Source organism: Thermaerobacter sp. FW80 (genome assembly GCF_004634385.1).
In the GTDB taxonomy this organism is placed as follows: Bacteria; Bacillota; Sulfobacillia; order Thermaerobacterales; family Thermaerobacteraceae; genus Thermaerobacter; species Thermaerobacter composti.
Genome location: NZ_CP037895.1, coordinates 2,544,511 through 2,559,728 on the forward strand (window position 1 = coordinate 2,544,511; position 15,218 = coordinate 2,559,728).

General features: G+C 76.7%; 11 protein-coding genes. 2 read left to right on the top strand and 9 right to left on the bottom strand.

Annotated features, from left to right (window positions below; genetic code table 11):
• Nucleotides 1-67: 67 nt before the first annotated feature.
• The gene (locus E1B22_RS10600) at nucleotides 68-1,372 is read right to left on the bottom strand and encodes an FAD-binding oxidoreductase (RefSeq protein WP_135225631.1); all 1,305 of its coding nucleotides are present in this window, start codon (nucleotides 1,370-1,372) and stop codon (nucleotides 68-70) included.
• Complete coding sequence (locus E1B22_RS10605; RefSeq protein ID WP_243123353.1) at nucleotides 1,369-2,901, bottom strand: FAD-binding oxidoreductase; 1,533 nt, start codon at nucleotides 2,899-2,901, stop codon at nucleotides 1,369-1,371. The genes E1B22_RS10600 and E1B22_RS10605 overlap by 4 nt, the downstream gene beginning before the upstream one ends.
• Before the next feature lie 293 nt (nucleotides 2,902-3,194).
• Between E1B22_RS10605 and E1B22_RS10610 the strand changes: the two genes are divergently transcribed.
• Nucleotides 3,195-5,273: a glycerophosphodiester phosphodiesterase family protein gene (locus tag E1B22_RS10610; protein ID WP_243123354.1), complete on the top strand. Its 2,079-nt coding sequence runs from the start codon at nucleotides 3,195-3,197 to the stop codon at nucleotides 5,271-5,273.
• Here E1B22_RS10610 and E1B22_RS10615 read toward each other — a convergent pair.
• The 5 genes from E1B22_RS10615 to E1B22_RS10635 all read right to left on the bottom strand — a co-directional run bounded on the left by E1B22_RS10615 (nucleotide 5,195) and on the right by E1B22_RS10635 (nucleotide 11,706).
• Entirely contained in the window at nucleotides 5,195-6,109 is a 915-nt protein-coding gene (locus tag E1B22_RS10615) for an SDR family NAD(P)-dependent oxidoreductase (RefSeq protein WP_135225632.1), read from the bottom strand. The genes E1B22_RS10610 and E1B22_RS10615 overlap by 79 nt on opposite strands.
• 58 nt (nucleotides 6,110-6,167) lie before the next feature.
• On the bottom strand, nucleotides 6,168-7,316 hold the full coding sequence (locus E1B22_RS10620) for a xanthine dehydrogenase family protein subunit M (RefSeq protein WP_243123356.1): 1,149 nt from the start codon (nucleotides 7,314-7,316) through the stop codon (nucleotides 6,168-6,170).
• On the bottom strand, nucleotides 7,313-9,862 hold the full coding sequence (locus E1B22_RS10625; RefSeq protein WP_135225633.1) for a xanthine dehydrogenase family protein molybdopterin-binding subunit: 2,550 nt from the start codon (nucleotides 9,860-9,862) through the stop codon (nucleotides 7,313-7,315). Before E1B22_RS10625 ends, E1B22_RS10620 begins: the two co-directional genes overlap by 4 nt.
• Nucleotides 9,846-10,535, bottom strand: coding sequence for a (2Fe-2S)-binding protein (locus tag E1B22_RS10630; RefSeq protein WP_243123358.1), 690 nt, complete (start codon nucleotides 10,533-10,535; stop codon nucleotides 9,846-9,848). Before E1B22_RS10630 ends, E1B22_RS10625 begins: the two co-directional genes overlap by 17 nt.
• Nucleotides 10,536-10,905: 370 nt before the next feature.
• A complete protein-coding gene (locus tag E1B22_RS10635) occupies nucleotides 10,906-11,706 on the bottom strand; it encodes an enoyl-CoA hydratase-related protein (RefSeq protein ID WP_135225635.1) in 801 nt (266 codons plus the stop codon).
• 253 nt (nucleotides 11,707-11,959) lie between these two features.
• Here E1B22_RS10635 and E1B22_RS10640 point away from each other — a divergent pair, with 253 nt between their 5' ends.
• A complete protein-coding gene (locus E1B22_RS10640; protein ID WP_207669863.1) occupies nucleotides 11,960-13,924 on the top strand; it encodes a hypothetical protein in 1,965 nt (654 codons plus the stop codon).
• A 37-nt stretch (nucleotides 13,925-13,961) separates the two neighbouring features.
• Here the strand turns inward: E1B22_RS10640 and E1B22_RS10645 are convergent, their stop codons facing one another.
• A complete protein-coding gene (locus E1B22_RS10645; protein WP_135225636.1) occupies nucleotides 13,962-14,306 on the bottom strand; it encodes a hypothetical protein in 345 nt (114 codons plus the stop codon).
• Entirely contained in the window at nucleotides 14,266-15,120 is an 855-nt protein-coding gene (locus E1B22_RS10650) for a cobalamin-binding protein (RefSeq protein ID WP_135225637.1), read from the bottom strand. The genes E1B22_RS10645 and E1B22_RS10650 overlap by 41 nt, the downstream gene beginning before the upstream one ends.
• Nucleotides 15,121-15,218 lie beyond the last annotated feature (98 nt).

Genomic DNA, 15,218 nt, shown 5'->3' on the forward strand with positions numbered 1-15,218 from the left:
CTCCCCCGTTCCCGTCGTCGCCGTGCCGTCGCGGCCGCGTCGGGGATCGGGCCCACCGGCGCGGGGCTCAGACGCCCTCCTCCCACGGAAGGGGCGGCAGGCGGCCGTGGGGATCGAAGACCCGCTTGAGGGCCTGAGCCACCGCGGTGCCGGCGGGCGGCACCAGGTACCCGCCGGGCCACGGGCCGCTGCCCGCCCAGAGCAGGGCCGGCACCGCCGCCGCTCGCAGGGCCGGCAGCAACGCCTCCCAGGCCGGTTCGTCCGGGAAGAGGACCCACGCCGCCGTGGCCGCCTGGCTGTGCAGGCGCCGGGCGCCGTGGCGGTCGAGCAGCGCGTCCAGCTCGGGCATCAGGGCCGGCCGGCTGTAGAGCCGCAGCAGGGGGCCCCCGTCCGCCCGGCCCGCATCCCGCCTCCCCGCCCACGCCAGCTCCCGCAGGGCGGTCCAGAGCCGGCGCTCCGCTGCACCCGCCAGCACCTCGGCCGCCGGGGGGCGACCGGTGGCCTCGCGCACGCATTCGATCACCCGATCGGCCCAGCCGCGGAGGATGGCCGCGGGACCGCCGATCCGGACCAGGAGCAGGTAGGCCGACCCCGCCGGCTCGGTGGGCGCCGCGGGGGCGACCTCCGCCGGGAGGAGCCCGTCGAGGACGCCGGGCGCCGCGACCTCGAGGGCGTGGGGCTCCAGCGGCGAGCGGTAGAGGGCCCGCAGGGCGGTGGCGGCCTCGGCGACGTCGGGACAGGCCAGGACCACGGTGAGGAACTCCTCGGGGCGGGGGAAGACCTTGAAAGTCAGCTCGGCCAGCACGGCGAACCGACCCATGCTGCCGCAGAGGAACTTGGGCAGGTCGTACCCGGCGGCGTTCTTCACCACCCGTCCCCCCGCGCGCACCACCCGCCCCTCGCCGTCGACGCAGGTGACCCCCAGCACGAAGTCGCGGACGCCACCGTACCGCAGCCGGCAGGCCCCCGAGACCCCCATGGCCACGGTGCCGCCCACGGTGGCGCCGGCGTCGACCAACAGCGGGTCGAAGGGCAGGTATTGCCCGTGCTCGGCCAGCAGGGCCTCCAGGGCGGCGACGGGCGTCCCGGCGCGGACCGTCACCGTGAACTCCGCCGGGTCGTACTCCACCACCCCCGCCAGGCCGGTGGTGTCCAGGACCAGGACGTCATCCGCGGCCCAGGGGTTCGCGGCGTCCCGCCCCCCGCCGGCCGGCGGCGCCGGCGCCGCCTCCCAGGACCGCACCTTGGTGCCGCCACCCCGGGGCAGCACCCGGCGGGCCTCGCGCACCAGGCGGGCCAGCTCCTCGAGGGAGGCGGGCCGGACGACGGCCGCCCGCTCCGGCCCCCCGTCGGGCCGCCCGGCGGCGGTCACCGTCGCTCCCCCCTGCGCCCGCCGGCCGCCGCCACCGGATCGCCCGGCCCGGCCCCGCGGCCGCCCTCCGCCGGTCCCCGGGACGCCTCGTCGCGCGGCGCCGGGCCGGCAGCAGTGCCCCGTGCCGGCGCCGGTTCGTCCGGGAAGACCTTCCCCGGGTTCGCCAGCTCGTCGGGATCGAAGGCGCGGCGGATGCGACGCATCAGGTCCAGGGTCACGGGATCGAACAGCCGCGGGAGGAAGCGGCGCTTCTCCAGCCCCACGCCGTGCTCGCCGGTGATGGATCCCCCCAGCTCGATGCAGGCCTCGATGATGGCGGCGGCCAGCTCCTCCGCCCGCTCCACCGTCTCCGGCGAGCGGTCGTCCAGGAGGATCAGCGGGTGGAGGTTGCCGTCGCCGGCGTGGAAGACGTTGGCCACCCGCAGGCCGTGCCGCGCCGCCAGCGCCTGGATGCGGGCCAGGGCCTCCCCCAGCCGGGTCCGGGGCACCACGCCGTCCTGGACCAGGTAGCCGAGGCTGATGTGGCCGACGGCGGAGAAGGCGCTCTTGCGCCCCTTCCACAGGCGCATGCGCTCGGCCTCGTCCCGGGCGAGGCGGACCGCCTGGGGCCCCGAGCCCTCGATGACCGCCATCAGGCGCCGGAGGTCGGCCTCCACCTCGTCCCGCGGCCCGTCGAGCTCGACGATCAACACCGCGCCCGCGTCCCGCGGGTAGCCGGCGCCGACGGCGGCCTCGGCGGCCTCGATGGCCAGGCGATCCATGATCTCCATGGCCGCCGGCAGGAGCCCCGCGGCCACCACCGCGCTGACGGCGTCCCCCGCCTGCTCCAGGCGCTGGTAGGCCGCCAGCACGGTCCGCACCGCCTCCGGGCGGGGCAGCAGCCGGACGGTCACCTCGACCACCACCCCGAACTGGCCCTCGGCGCCCGTGAAGAGCCCCGGCAGGTCCGGGCCCGCCACGTCGAGGCTCGCACCGCCCACCTCCACCGTCTCGCCCGTGGCCAGCACGACCTTCATGCCGAGCACGTGGTTCGCGGTCATCCCGTACTTCAGGCAGTGGGCGCCACCGGAGTTGAACGACACGTTGCCCCCGATGGTGCAGATCACCTGGCTCGAGGGGTCGGGCGCGTAGTAGAGCCCGTAGGGGGCGGCCGCCTTGCTGATCTGCAGGTTCACCACGCCAGGTTCGACCACCGCCAGCCGCTGGTCAGGATCCAGGTGCAGGATGCGGTTCATGCGGTTCAGGGCGATGACGATCCCGCCGGGTACGGGCACCGCGGCTCCGGAGAGGCTGGTGCCGCTGCCCCGGGCGACGAAGGGCACGCCGTGCTCCCGGCACAGCCGCACCGTCGCCGCCACCTGCTCCCGGGACGTGGGCAGCACCACCGCCAGCGGCCGGGCCCGGAAGACCGTCAACCCGTCGCACTCGTAGGCCGCCAGCTGGGCCGGGTCCGTATGCATCGCCCCCGGCGGGTAGAGTCGCCGCAGTGCGGCGAGGAAGGCCGCCGTCCGCCCCGCCTCCATGGCCATCGCCCCCGCTCCGGGGTTCGTCGTCTCGCCGTCCGCCTTTGGGGGAATTCGCCGTCGGTGGCATCTCGCCTTAGGAATTCTTAATTCCTTGTGATCGACCGAGTTCCTGGTGCCGCCGCGGCGCTGGGCCGGTGCCGCCGCGCCGCGCGGCGGCCGGTCGGTGGCCCCAGGGCGGTCCGGGCAACAGCCCTGGCGGACGAACGCGGCCCTGCGGCGCCGGTAGGAACGGGGTCGTGGGGCCGCGAAATCAGCGACGGCGATCCGGCACCGGCGCGGGAGACGGAGGCGGTGCCGTGGCCTGGCCGCGGCGGAACGGGGGCGGTGCCGTGTTCGACGGCGACGGCATCCGGGTGCTCCAGCAGGTGGCGACGCCCGGCCTCGATGCGGTGGCCCAGCTCTTCACGTACCTGGGCAGCGAGTACTTCTACATGCTGGTCCTGCCCTTCGTGTACTGGTGCCTGGACCGGCGGCGCGGCCACCAGCTGGCCTTCCTCTTCCTCGCGTCGATGTGGCTCAACGGGTTCCTGAAGGATCTGGCCAACCTGCCGCGGCCCTCGGCCCTCTTCGACGGGGTGCGCGTGCTGGTGCGGGAGACGAGCCCGGGCTTCCCCTCCGGCCACGCCCAGGGCGCCATGACGCTGTTCGGCTACCTGTGGCTCGAGTACCGCGTCCGCTGGTGGCGCGCGGTGGCGCCGGCGCTGATCGCCCTGATCGCCTTCTCGCGGCCCTACCTGGGCGTGCACTACCTGGGGGACACCCTGGGCGGACTGGCCATCGGGGCGGCCGTGGTGGCCGCCTTCCGCTGGGGGTTCCGGCGGGGACTGGGCGGGGCCTGGCCACGCCGCCGCAAGCGGGTGGCGACCGTGGTGGTCCCCCTGCTGCTCCTGCCGCTCTACGGCGAGTCCGTCGCCTACCAGACCCTGGGCTTCCTCATGGGGTTCCTGGCCGGCGACCTCGACGCCTTCGCGGCCTTCCCCTTGCGCACCCCGGCGCCGGCGCGGGTGGCCATCGCCCGGTGGGTGGTGGGCATGGCCGGCTTCGCCGCCCTCTATGCCCTCCACGGGGCGCTGATCCCCAACGGGCTGCCAGAACTCCCCGGCTACGCCCTGCTGGGCCTCTGGGTGACCGCCGGGGCGCCCTGGTGTTTCCACCGCCTGGGGCTGGCGGACCCGTCGGCGCGGACCGCGGCAGCAGGGAGCCCGGCGGCGGGGCCGGGCGATGCCCCCGCCGGCGCCGGGCCGGCCGGGTCCGAGGGCGCCGATCCGGACGGGCTCCCCGGCGCGTCGGGCCGCCCGATGCGAGGCGGCGGGCCGGCCGGCGGGCGACCGGCTCAGCGGCTGGGGCGGCTCGCCCTCGGATTGCTGGCCGCCGCGGTGGTGGGCAGCGTCCTCGCCCGGCCGCCGGTGCCCCGGGAGGCGTTCGGCCCGATGGCCGGGCCGTCCCCCGACCGGCCGCTGCCGCTGGTCATCGCCCATCGGGGCGGGGATCGGCGCCCCGAGAACACGCTGGCCAGCTTCCGGTACGCCGCGGCGCTGGGCGCGGACTGGGTGGAGCTGGACGTCCACCGCATCGCCGACGGCGCCCTGGTGGTGCTCCACGACGAGACCGTCGACCGGACCACCGACGGCTCCGGCGACGTCCACGCCATGACGCTGGAGCAGGTGAAGGCCCTGGATGCCGGGTACCGCTGGACGCCCGACGGCGGCCGCACCTACCCCTACCGCGGCCGGGGGCTGAGGATCCCCACCCTGGAGGAGGTCCTCGCGGCGCTGCCCCGCCAGCGGCTGCTGATCGAGCTCAAGGACGACGATCCCCGGCTGGCCGAGGACGTGGCCCGCACGCTGCGGGAGCACGGCGCCACCCGGCGCGTGATGGTGGCCTCCTTCCACGACCGCACCCTGCGCCACTTCCGCGCGGTGGCGCCCGAGGTGCCCACCAGCCTCGCCAGCGGGGAGGCGCTGCGGTTCGTGGTGGCGCAGCGGCTCGGCCTGACGCCCTTCCTGCGGCCGCCGGGGGTGGCGTTGCAGGTGCCCGAGTACCACGGCCCCCTCAAGGTCTTCGCGGCGGGACTCGTCCGTCTCGCCCACGACCGCGGGCTGGAGGTCCACGCCTGGACGGTCAACGACCCCCGCAAGATGGAGCAGCTCTTCCTCGCCGGGGCCGACGGGATCGTGACGGACCGGCCGGACCTGGCCCTGGCGGTGCGGTCCCACCTGTTCGGGCCCCCGGGCGCGGGCGGGGCCGCGGACGCCGGCCGTGCGCCCGCCGGGGGGCGCCGGCCGCGGCCGGGGCTTCACCCGGATCCAGGCTCCGTGGGCTCCACCGCCTTCGCGCCGGTCGGCGCCGTCCGCGACCGCGCAAGCAGCCGCTGAACCGTGGCCCCCACCAGCCGATCCCGCAGGCCCGTGGGCAGCCAGCGCAGGAGGCGGATCTGCCGGGCGTGGCCCGGCGGCGCCACCAGGTAGCGGGACCGCGGCCGCCGCGCCGTGAGGGCGTGGACCACGGCCTCGGCCACCACCTCGGGCGCCAGACCCCGCCGGGCGTTGCGCTCGGCGACCCGGGTCATGGCCGCCACCGCGGCCTGGTAGACGGGGGCCGCATCCGGTGGCGGCGGGAGCAGGGAGCGCCGGGCGACCTCCACCGAGCGGGCCCAGATGGGCGTGGCCACCGCCGCCGGCTCGATGAGGCACACCTGGATGCGCCAGGGGGCCAGCTCGATGCGCAGCGCGTCGGCCAAGGCCTCCAGGGCGAACTTGGAGGCCGCGTAGGGACCCATGAAGGGCAGGGCGACCAGGCCGGCGACGGAGCCCATGAGCACGAGGCGCCCCCGCCCGCGGCGCAGGGCCGGCAGCAGCGCCCGCGTGACGGCCACCACGCCCACCACGTTGACCTCCAGCTGGTGGCGCCACACCGCCTCGGGGACGAGCTCCACCGGCCCGGCGGCGGCGATGCCGGCGTTGTTCACCAGCCCCTGCAGCCCGGCCGCCCCCGTCCATCGATCCACCGCCTCGGCCGCGGCCCGCACGTGGGCCGGGTTCGTCACGTCCAGCAGGACCGGTTCGACCGCCGGCCCGGCGGCCTGCCGCAGGGCGCGGCCGTCGGCCTCCCGGCGCACGCCCGCCAGGACCCGCCAGCCCCGCTGGGCCAGGGCCAGGGCGGTGGCCCGGCCGATGCCGCTGCTGGCGCCGGTGATCAGGACCGTGGGCACCCCCCATCCCTCCCGTGCCGCACCGGCGGGCCCCGCGCCCCGGGTCCATCCGAGGTCCCTAGGTGGTGGCGGCGCGGTCCGCCAGGTCCTGGAGCGTGTCGGCCACCAGCGACCGCACCAGCTCCACCTTGAACCCGCTTCCGGCCAGCGGCCGGGCCCCTTCCACGGCCCGCTCCCCGGCCTCCCAGGCCGTCGCCCCGTCGAGGGCGCGCCCCCGCAGCCACGCCTCGACGGCCTCGAGGCGCCAGGGCTTCAGGGCGACGCCGCCCAGCGCCAGCCGCACCGCCCCCACCACGGGACCCGGCGCCCAACGGACCCAGGCCGCGAGGCTGACCAGCGCGAACTGCCACACCCGCCGATCCATGACCTTGCGGTACGTGCTGGCGGAGGGCTCGGCAAGCGGTGGCAGGACCACGGCCGTCACCAACTCGTCGGGCCGGCGGACGGTCAGACCCGGCGCCCCGGCCGTCGGCCGGCCGGTGAAGTAGGCGTCCACCGGCACGCGGCGCCGCGTGATGCGCCCCGCTTCCCACCGGGCCAGCTCTACCTCCGCCCCCAGCGCCGTCAGGGCGACGGCGGGATCCGAGGGATGGACGGCCCCGCAGCCCTCCCCGGGCTCCCCCGGGCCGTGGCCGAAGATGGCCTGGAAGGGCGCCGCCGCCTCGGGCGCCGCGCAGCTGCAGTGGTCGTCGCCGGCGAAGCGGCACGGCAACCCGCTGCGGTAGTGCCAGCAGCGCACCCGCTGCTCGAGGTTGCCGCCCAAGGTCGCCCGGTTGCGCAGGGCCGGCGTCGCCGAGGCCGCCGCGGCTTCCGCCAGCGCCTGGTACGCGGGCGGCAGGGCGCCGGCGCGCGCCAGCTCCGAGAGGGTGACCAGGGCGCCGATGCGCCACCCGCCTTCGGCGTCCGGCCCCATGCCCTGGAGGGCGTCGAGGCGCCCGATGTCCAGCAGGCGCGACGGCTGGCGCCGATGCCGTCGCCACAGGGTCAGGAGGTCGGTGCCGCCCGCCAGCACCACGGGCCGCGGGTCCCCCGTCGCCGCCGGACCCCCGGCGAGGACGGCCAGGGCCTCCTCCAGGGTTCGCGCCCGCGCGTAGGCCGGGGCGCCGGCGGCCGTCCCCGACGGATCCGGCGGGACGCCGTGCTCGGCAGCCGCCATCCGGTCCGCCTCCGTGGCCGTCCCCCGCTCCGAGCCCCGTTCCGCCCTCACCGGCCCTCACCTCCTCCAGCCGCGCCGCCGTCCGCCGGGCGTCGGGGTCGCCGGCGCCCGTCGGGCCCGATGCCGTGCCGCCGGAGCAGCTCCAGCACCCGCGCCCGGGTCAGGGGCAGCTCCCGTACGGGGATGCCCGTCGCGTGGTAGAAGGCGTTGGCGATGGCCGCCGCCGTGGGGATGATGGGCGGCTCGCCCGCCCCCTTGACGCCCAGGTTGTTGCCGTGGGGGTCGGGGTCGTCGGTGAAGGCCACGTGCAGCCGCGGGACGTCGGCCACGGTGGGCACCCGGTAGTTCTCCAGGTTCGCGTTGAGCACCCGGCCGCTGACGGGGTCGACGACCCGCTCCTCGAACAGGGCGAAGCCCAGGCCCTGGATCATGCCGCCCTCCATCTGGGCCGTGGCCGTCAGGGGGTTGACCACCCGCCCGATGTCGTGGACCGCCCACAGGTCCAGGACCCGCACCTCGCCGGTGGCGGGGTCCACCTCGATCTCGGCGAACTGGGCGCCAAAGGTGTGGATGGCGTACTCGTCGGGGTTGGGACCGCGGCTCCCCCGGCCGGTGATCACGTACTGCCCCAGGGTCTTGCCGAGCTCCGCCAGGTCGACGCCGCGGTCCGGGGCGCCCCGGACCTGCACCCGTCCCGGAGGAACCAGCTCCAGGTCGCGGGGGTCGGCCTCCAGCAGCCCCGCCGCCAGCTCCACGACCTGCCGCGCCGCGTCGGCGGCCGCGGAGCGCACCGCCGGGCCCACGGACGGCACCGTCATGCTGCCGGCACTGATGGGCGCGTAGGGCCCGCCGTCGGTGTCGCCCAGGAGCACCCGCACCCGCTCGATGGGCACGCCCAGCTCCTCGGCGGCGATCTGCGCCAGCACCGTGCGGGTGCCGGTGCCGATGTCCTGGCTGGCCGTCACCACGGTGACCGTGCCGTCGGGGTGGATGCGCACCTCCGCCTGGGCCGGCGGCCCGCCGGCGCCGCCCCAGATCTGGCTGGCCATGCCGATGCCGCGCAGCTTCGGCCGGCGGGCTCCCGCGCGGACCGAAGCCGCCGCCGGCGTCGCGGGGCCGCCCCCTGCGAACCCGTCGGCCCGCTCGCCCCGGTCCGGCGCGGCGAGCGCCCTGCCCGCCGCGGCCGCGCCGGCGCCGCCACGCCCCGGCCCCGGGGCCGGTTCGTCCGCCCCGGCCCCCTCCGCCGCCGAGGGCCCCAGCGGCGGCCGGCGCCGCTTCGCCTCCCAGCCCGCCATGGCCGCGCCCAGGGCGTACGCCTTCCGCAGCCCCTTGGAGGAGTAGGGCCGACCGCTGGTGGGGTCGACGTCGGTGTGGTTCCGCAGGCGCAGCTCGATGGGATCCAGCTCGAGGCGCCGGGCCAGCTCGTCCATCAGCACCTCCAGGGCCACGGTGCCCTCCACGTACCCGGGGGCGCGGAAGGCCGACGCCGGCCCCGTGTTGGTGTGGACGGGCACCTCCACGGTGCGCACGTTGGGGCAGGCATACAGCTGCCGGGCCGGCCCGCCGATGGCCCCCGGGCTGCCCATCACCCCCACCGCCGCGTAGGCCTCCAGGTCGATGGCCACCAGCCGGCCGTCGGCGGTGGCGCCCAGCTTGAGGCGCTGCAGGGTGCTGTGGCGGTTGCCCGCCGCCAGGTTCTCCTCCTCGCGGTCCAGCACGCACCGCACCGGCCGGCCCAGCTGGCGGCTGAGGATGCCGGCCAGCACCGTGTACTTGTGCAAGCCGTTCTTGCTGCCGAACCCGCCGCCCATGTGCTCCTTGACCACCCGCACCCGGTGGACGGGCAGGCCGAACAGCTGGGCGAACCGGTCCCGCACCCCGAAGATGTGCTGGGTCGAGTCGTAGATGGTCACCTTGTCGGGCTGCCAGTCCACCACGCTGCCATGGGTCTCCATGCAGTTGTGCAGCTGCACCGGGGTGCGGAAGGTGCCCTCGACCACCACCGCCGCCTGGCGCAGGCCGGCCTCCACGTCGCCGCGGCTGTAGCGAGCCGCGCGGTCCCAGCGCACGTTGCCCTGCGGACGAACCGGCGGCGCGTCGGGCTTCATCGCCTCCTCCAGGCCGACCACGAAGGGCAGCGGATCGTACTCCACCTCGAGGGCCGCCGCCGCGGCGCGGGCCGTGGCCAGGTCCCGGGCCGCCACCACCGCCACCTCGTCGCCGTGGTACCGCACCACCGGGTTGAGGACGCGGTCGCCCTCCCGGCCCCACGGGATGGGCGGGCAGTTCTCGTGGGTCAGCACCGCCAGCACCCCGGGGATGGCCAGGGCGCGCTCCGTGCGGATGGCGCGGATGCGGGCGTGGGGGTAGGGGCTGCGCACGATCACCGCGTGGACCATGCCGGGCAGGCGCACGTCGTGGGTGTAGCGCGCCCGTCCCGTCACCTTCTCCCAGGCGTCGACCCGGGTCTGGGGCCGGCCGACGTAGCGCAGCGCGGCCCCATCGGGCAGGGGGCCGGCGGGATCGTCTTCCACCACGACGTACCGCTCCTGGACCCGGCCCTCGAACTCGAACCGGGTCTTAACGAGCCGGGGCACCCCGCGTCCCCCCTTCCCCGTCGGCGGCGCCGTCCGCGGAGCCGTCGTCCCCGCGGCGGCTCGCCGCCGTCTCCGCCGCACCCGCCATCGCCGCCGCCCGGAGGGCCGCCTTGACGATGCGCGGGTAGGCGCCGCAGCGGCACAGGTTGCCCGCCAGGGCGGCCCGCACCTGCTCGGGGGTCGGCCGGGGCTCCCGGTCCAGCAGCGCCTTGACCGCCATGATCTGGCCCGGCGTGCAGAAGCCGCACTGCAGGGCGTCCTCGGCGACGAATGCCTCCTGCACGGGGTGGAGCCGGTCCCCCCGCGCCAGTCCCTCCACCGTCTCGACCCGCCCGCCGTCGCAGGCCGCCGCCAGCACGAGACAGCTGTAGACCAGCGCTCCGTCGAGGATCACGCTGCAGGCGCCGCAGTTGCCCTCCTCGCAGCCGATCTTGGTCCCGGTCAGCCCCAGGCGGTCCCGGAGGAACGTGGCCAGGGTCTCCGTGGCGGGCACCTCGCCCACCCAGGTCTCGCCGTTGACCTCGAGCCGGACCGCCACCGACGGGTGGAAGGCCGTCGCCGGCAGCCCCGGCGCAGCGACCTGGGGGCTGCGGCCGCCCTCCCCCCGCGGTGCCCCGCCTTCCGCCCCCGGTCCATCGGGCCGGCCGTCGATCCGTCGCTCCTCGTCGCGCAACGTAGGCCATCGCCTCCCCATCGCCGCCGTCCCATCCCCCGCGCCGGCCGTCGGTCCCGGCCCCGGTCGGCGGCTCGCGACCCTGCGGCGGGGCGGCCCGCCCGCCGCGACGCCTGGGGCGGGCGGCGCATCGCGGGCCGGGCCCTTGCCCTCTGCCCCGGGCCGCCTGCCGGCCCGCCGCCCCGCGGCGCGCCGCCGCGACGCGCGCCTTCTTCCCCGCGGGCCTGCACCGACACCTCGGGCGCGGACGCAATCGGCATCAATCGCCCGCAGCGCCGCCACCTCGGCGTCCCCTAGAGGATGCCCGGCCCGCCGGGCGGCCTCGGCCCGCCCCGCGGGCCGCCGCCGCCTACCGCCCCTGCGCCGCCGGCTACCGCCCCTTCCACTGGGGGGCGCGCTTCTCCAGGAAGGCCTGCATGCCCTCCTTCTGGTCCTCCGTCGCGAAGAGGCTGTAGAACAGCCGCCGCTCGAACTCCAGCCCGGCGCCCAGGGGCGTCTCGTAGGCCTGCAGCACGGCCGCCTTGGCCATCTGCACGGCCAGGGGCGGCATCCCGGCGATGGCGTGGGCCAGGCGCAGGGCCTCGGGCAGGCACTGCTCGTCGGGCACCACCTTGGTCACCAGACCCCAGGCCTCCGCCTCCCGGGCCGGGATCATGCGTCCCGTGAGGATGGCCTCCATCGCCTTGTACTTGCCCGCCACCCGCGTCAGCCGCTGGGTGCCCCCGGCGCCCGGCATCACGCCGATCTTGATCTCCGGCTGGCCGAACTGGGCCGACTCGCCCGCCACGATGAGGTCGCAGCCCATGGCCAGCTCGAACCCGCCGCCCAGGCAGTAGCCCTGGACCGCGGCGATGACGGGCTTGCGGATGCGCCAGAGGCGTTGCCAGGTCCCCAGCAGGTCGTCGCCCGTCACCTCCGCCAGGCCCTTGTCCGCCATCTCGGCGATGTCGGCGCCGGCGGCGAAGGCGCGCTCGTTGCCCGTCAGCACCATGCAGCGGATGGCGGGATCGCGGTCGAAGGCGCTCAGGGCGTCGGCCAGCTCCTCGATCAGCGCCCGGCACAGGGCGTTCAGCACCTTCGGCCGGTTGAGCCGGACGATCCCCACCGGCCCGTCGGTCTCGACCACGAGGTATCCGTCGCCCGAGCTCCGCCCATCCCCCGTCGCGGTCAAGGCGGCTCACCTCCGCCCCTTCATTCGCCTGGGAAGAACCGGTTCCCTGCGTACGCCTCCGTCGCCCCTCGGCGGAACGGACCGCGGCTCGCCGGCGCCCGTTCTGCTATCATGAGCAAGGCGCCTTACGCCGGGGCTCCCACGCCCTCCAGCGGCGTCCGGCGCGCCCGGTCGGCCGGCGTCCCTCGGCGCGGGCCGCCGGAGGTCGCGGCCAAGGCGCGCCCCGTCCCACCCATGCGGGGAGGAACGACCCGTGAGCACCGGCAAGCGCGAGCGCAACGCACCAGCAAACCCTGCACCGGGCGCCGCCGGCCTCCCGCCGGAGGCGACGTCCGATGGCGCCGCGCCCGGTGGGGCCCCCTTCCTCGAGGCCCTCTTCGGGGAGGTCGGGACGCGGGCCGGTTCGACCGACGACGGCGCGGGTGCCCCGGGCACGCCGTCCACCGGGACCGCCGCGGCCGGCGCCGCCCGCCGCCCGACGATGCCACCGGGGACGGGCCCGCGGGCACCGTGGACCTTCCTCCCCCGCACCTGGCTCGAGCCCGCAGCCGGCCCGTCGAGCCCCTGGCGCATCGAGGAGGGTCTGTCGCCGCGGCCCCTGACGCCCTACTCCGCCGCCCTGTGGCAGGAGACGCTGCCCACGCTCACCGCCCGCATCAGCCGGGACCTCTCCCTGCCCAGCGACGGTGTCGACCTAGCCGTGGACGAACACGGCCGGCTGCTCGGCCGCCCGCACCCGGTGGGCCGTGCACCGGGGGTCTTGACCTGGCGGGCGGCCCGCCACGGCTGGACGGCGGGCCGCCAGGCGGCAACGCTGGTGCGCTGGTGGGATGAGGCCGGCCCCCGCACCCTGCTGGCCGACGCTGGCGAGCTGCGGCTGCGGGTGATCCCCCTCGAGCGCCAGGACCCCGGCGATCCCGCGACTGCCCGGGAGTGGCGGCGGGTGCTGGAACGCTGCCGGGAGATCTGGCTGACCCACCTCGACCGCATGCTGCGGCTGGAAGCGTTGGCCACCTTGAGTTTCTGGCAGCTGGAGGCGTTGCTTGACGCCTTCCGCCTGCCGGGGTCGCCGCGGGCCGCCGACCTGGTCCCCGTGCCGGGGGTGGTCGCCGAGATCCCCCAGCGCCTCTGGCACCTGGCCGCCCGCGGGCGGGAAGACCCGGCGGTGACCGCCGTCTTCACGGAGCCTCCCTATCATTCGCGCCTCTCCCGCCTCGCCGCCGGGGTCCGGCCCGGGCTCGACCGCTCGGTCGCCGCGTCCCCGACGCAGGCGGCGCACCCTGCGCCCTTCTTCGCGCTCTGGCACCAGTTCCTCGAGCGTTACGGCTATGTGGCCTGGCCGGCCGCCGAGCTGGCGGCGCCGACCTGGGCCGAGGACCCCGAGCCGGTACTGGCCCTGCTGGCCCGGTTCTTCCACGACCGCCGCCTCAGCCCCATCGCCGACGAGATCAACGCCCGCAGGCGCCAGCAGGCCCTCGAGGCGACCATCGCCCGCCACCTCGCCCGCCGCCCGGTGGACCGCGGGCGCATCGCGGAGACGCGACGGCTGGCCGAGGTCACCGTCCGGGTGGCCGCGGAGATGGGCTATCACATGCTGGTCTTGCGCTCGTGGTGGCGCCGGGCGGTGCTGGGGGCCGGTCGCGCCCTGGCCGCCCGGGGCCTGTTGGAGGAACCGGCCGCCGTGTGGCGGCTGACGCCGCACGAACTGGAGGCTGCGCTGGCGGCCGCCGGGACTCGGGGGGCGCCAGGCAGAGGGCCGGGCGGCGGCCCCGACGATCCGCCCTCCGCCGCCTTCGGAGCCGACGGGATCGAACACGGCCCCACTCACGGGGCCAACGCCGACTCGCCCGCCGGCGGCGTCGACGCCGCCGGCGGGACCCGGCAGGGGTCGACGGGCGCGGGCGGCCGCTCGCCCGTCGACGGCCCAGGGGGCCGGCGCGGCGCCGAGGGCGACGAACCGGACGACGCGCTCCGGGAGCAGGCCCGGCGGCGGGCCAATGCGATCTTTCGCTATGCCGGCATCGCGTACTTCGCGCTGCTGGCCCTGATCCCGGTGATCATGGCTCGCCAGGGCGTACTCTGGATCGGTCTCGTGGAGATGGCACGGCTGCTGGTGGAGGTCGTGCTGATCTTCGCGCCGGTGGCGGCGGTGGCAGCGGCGGTCCTCCTGGGCCGGCGGCGCAGGAGCGGCCGCGGGGACCGCAACACCAAGGCATGACGGCCGGCGACCCCTGGCTGCCGGCGATCCGCTCCGCTCACCGCGGCGCCAGGTGCCCGCTCCGCTCGAGGCCCGCCCGCACCAGGTGGGCCAGGCTCTCTTCCTCCAGCCGGCCGATCATCTGCTCCAGGGTCGGCCCGGCGCACGCCCAGTTGTCCTTGGCGGAGTCGTAGCAGTACAAGAGCCAGCCCTCGGGGCAGTGGTAGATCTCCACCCGCCCGGGCCGGGTGAAGGGTTCGATCCGCGCCACCAGGTCGCCGGTGAAGCGCAGGCGATCCCCCAGCGCGGACACGTCGGGCGCCACCCGCCGCACCTCCGCGACCACCGTCGCCGATGCCGGGTCACGGGCCGGATGGGAGAGCTGCACTTCCTGCGGTTCCATGGTCTGCCGCTCCTTCCCCGACCTCCGCGCGGAAGAACCCGGTCAGGATGGCGGCCAGCCGCTCGAGCCCCTCCACCAGCCGCGGGCCGGGCCGGCCGAACAGGGCCTCGGGCAGCGGCACCACCCGCCCCTGGCGCACGGCCGCGAGCCGCTCCCACCCGGCGCGCGCCGCCACCCGCCGGGGATCCATGTGCCCTTGCAGGGTCCCGCACCAGCAGAGCAGGATCGCGTCGGGCTCCCGCTCCAACACCGCGCCGGGGTCGACGACCCCGCTGGTGCGGTCGAGGTCGGCGAAGATATTCTCCCCGCCCACCATCTCGGCCATGTCGGTGAACCAGCTGTGCCGACCCGGTGTGATCAGTGGCCGCGGCCACCACTCCAGGAACAGCCGCCACGGGCGCCCGCGGCGAGCGACCAGGGCCGCCATGCGGCGGCGGACGGCCGCGGCCCGTTCCTCCAGCTGGCGAACCAGGTGCCGGCCCCGCGGGCCGCAGCCGGCGGCGTCGGCCACCGCCTGGATCGAGGCCAGGACCTCCGGCCATCGCCGGGGATCCAACACCAAGTGGGGGAGGCCGCGACGGCGCAGGGCCTCGACGTTCCGCTCCATGCCGGGGACGCTCAAGGAGGCGAGGACCAGGTCGGGCTTCAAGGCCGCCACCCGGTCCACGTCGATGGTCAGGTCGGGACCGACCCGCGGCAGGCGCGCCACCTCGGGCGGGTAGTCGGAGTGGTCGTCGACCCCCACCACCTGGGGACCGAGGCCCAGGGCGAAGGCGATCTCGGTGTTGCTCGGCGCCAGCGACACGATGCGCATGCGCACTCCTCCCCCGCCGTCGGCCCGCCGCTGGCGCTGCGGGGCGGCGCCTCGGGCTTCCCGCCCATGCCGGCACCGCCGAACCGCCCCAGCCCCTC

Excerpts from the sequence above, each read along its gene's own strand:
- E1B22_RS10605 (WP_243123353.1), bottom strand. The coding sequence starts at position 2,901 with ATGGCCATGGAGGCGGGGCGGACGGCGGCCTTCCTCGCCGCACTGCGG.
- E1B22_RS10645 (WP_135225636.1), bottom strand. The coding sequence starts at position 14,306 with ATGGAACCGCAGGAAGTGCAGCTCTCCCATCCGGCCCGTGACCCGGCA.
- E1B22_RS10650 (WP_135225637.1), bottom strand. The coding sequence starts at position 15,120 with ATGCGCATCGTGTCGCTGGCGCCGAGCAACACCGAGATCGCCTTCGCC.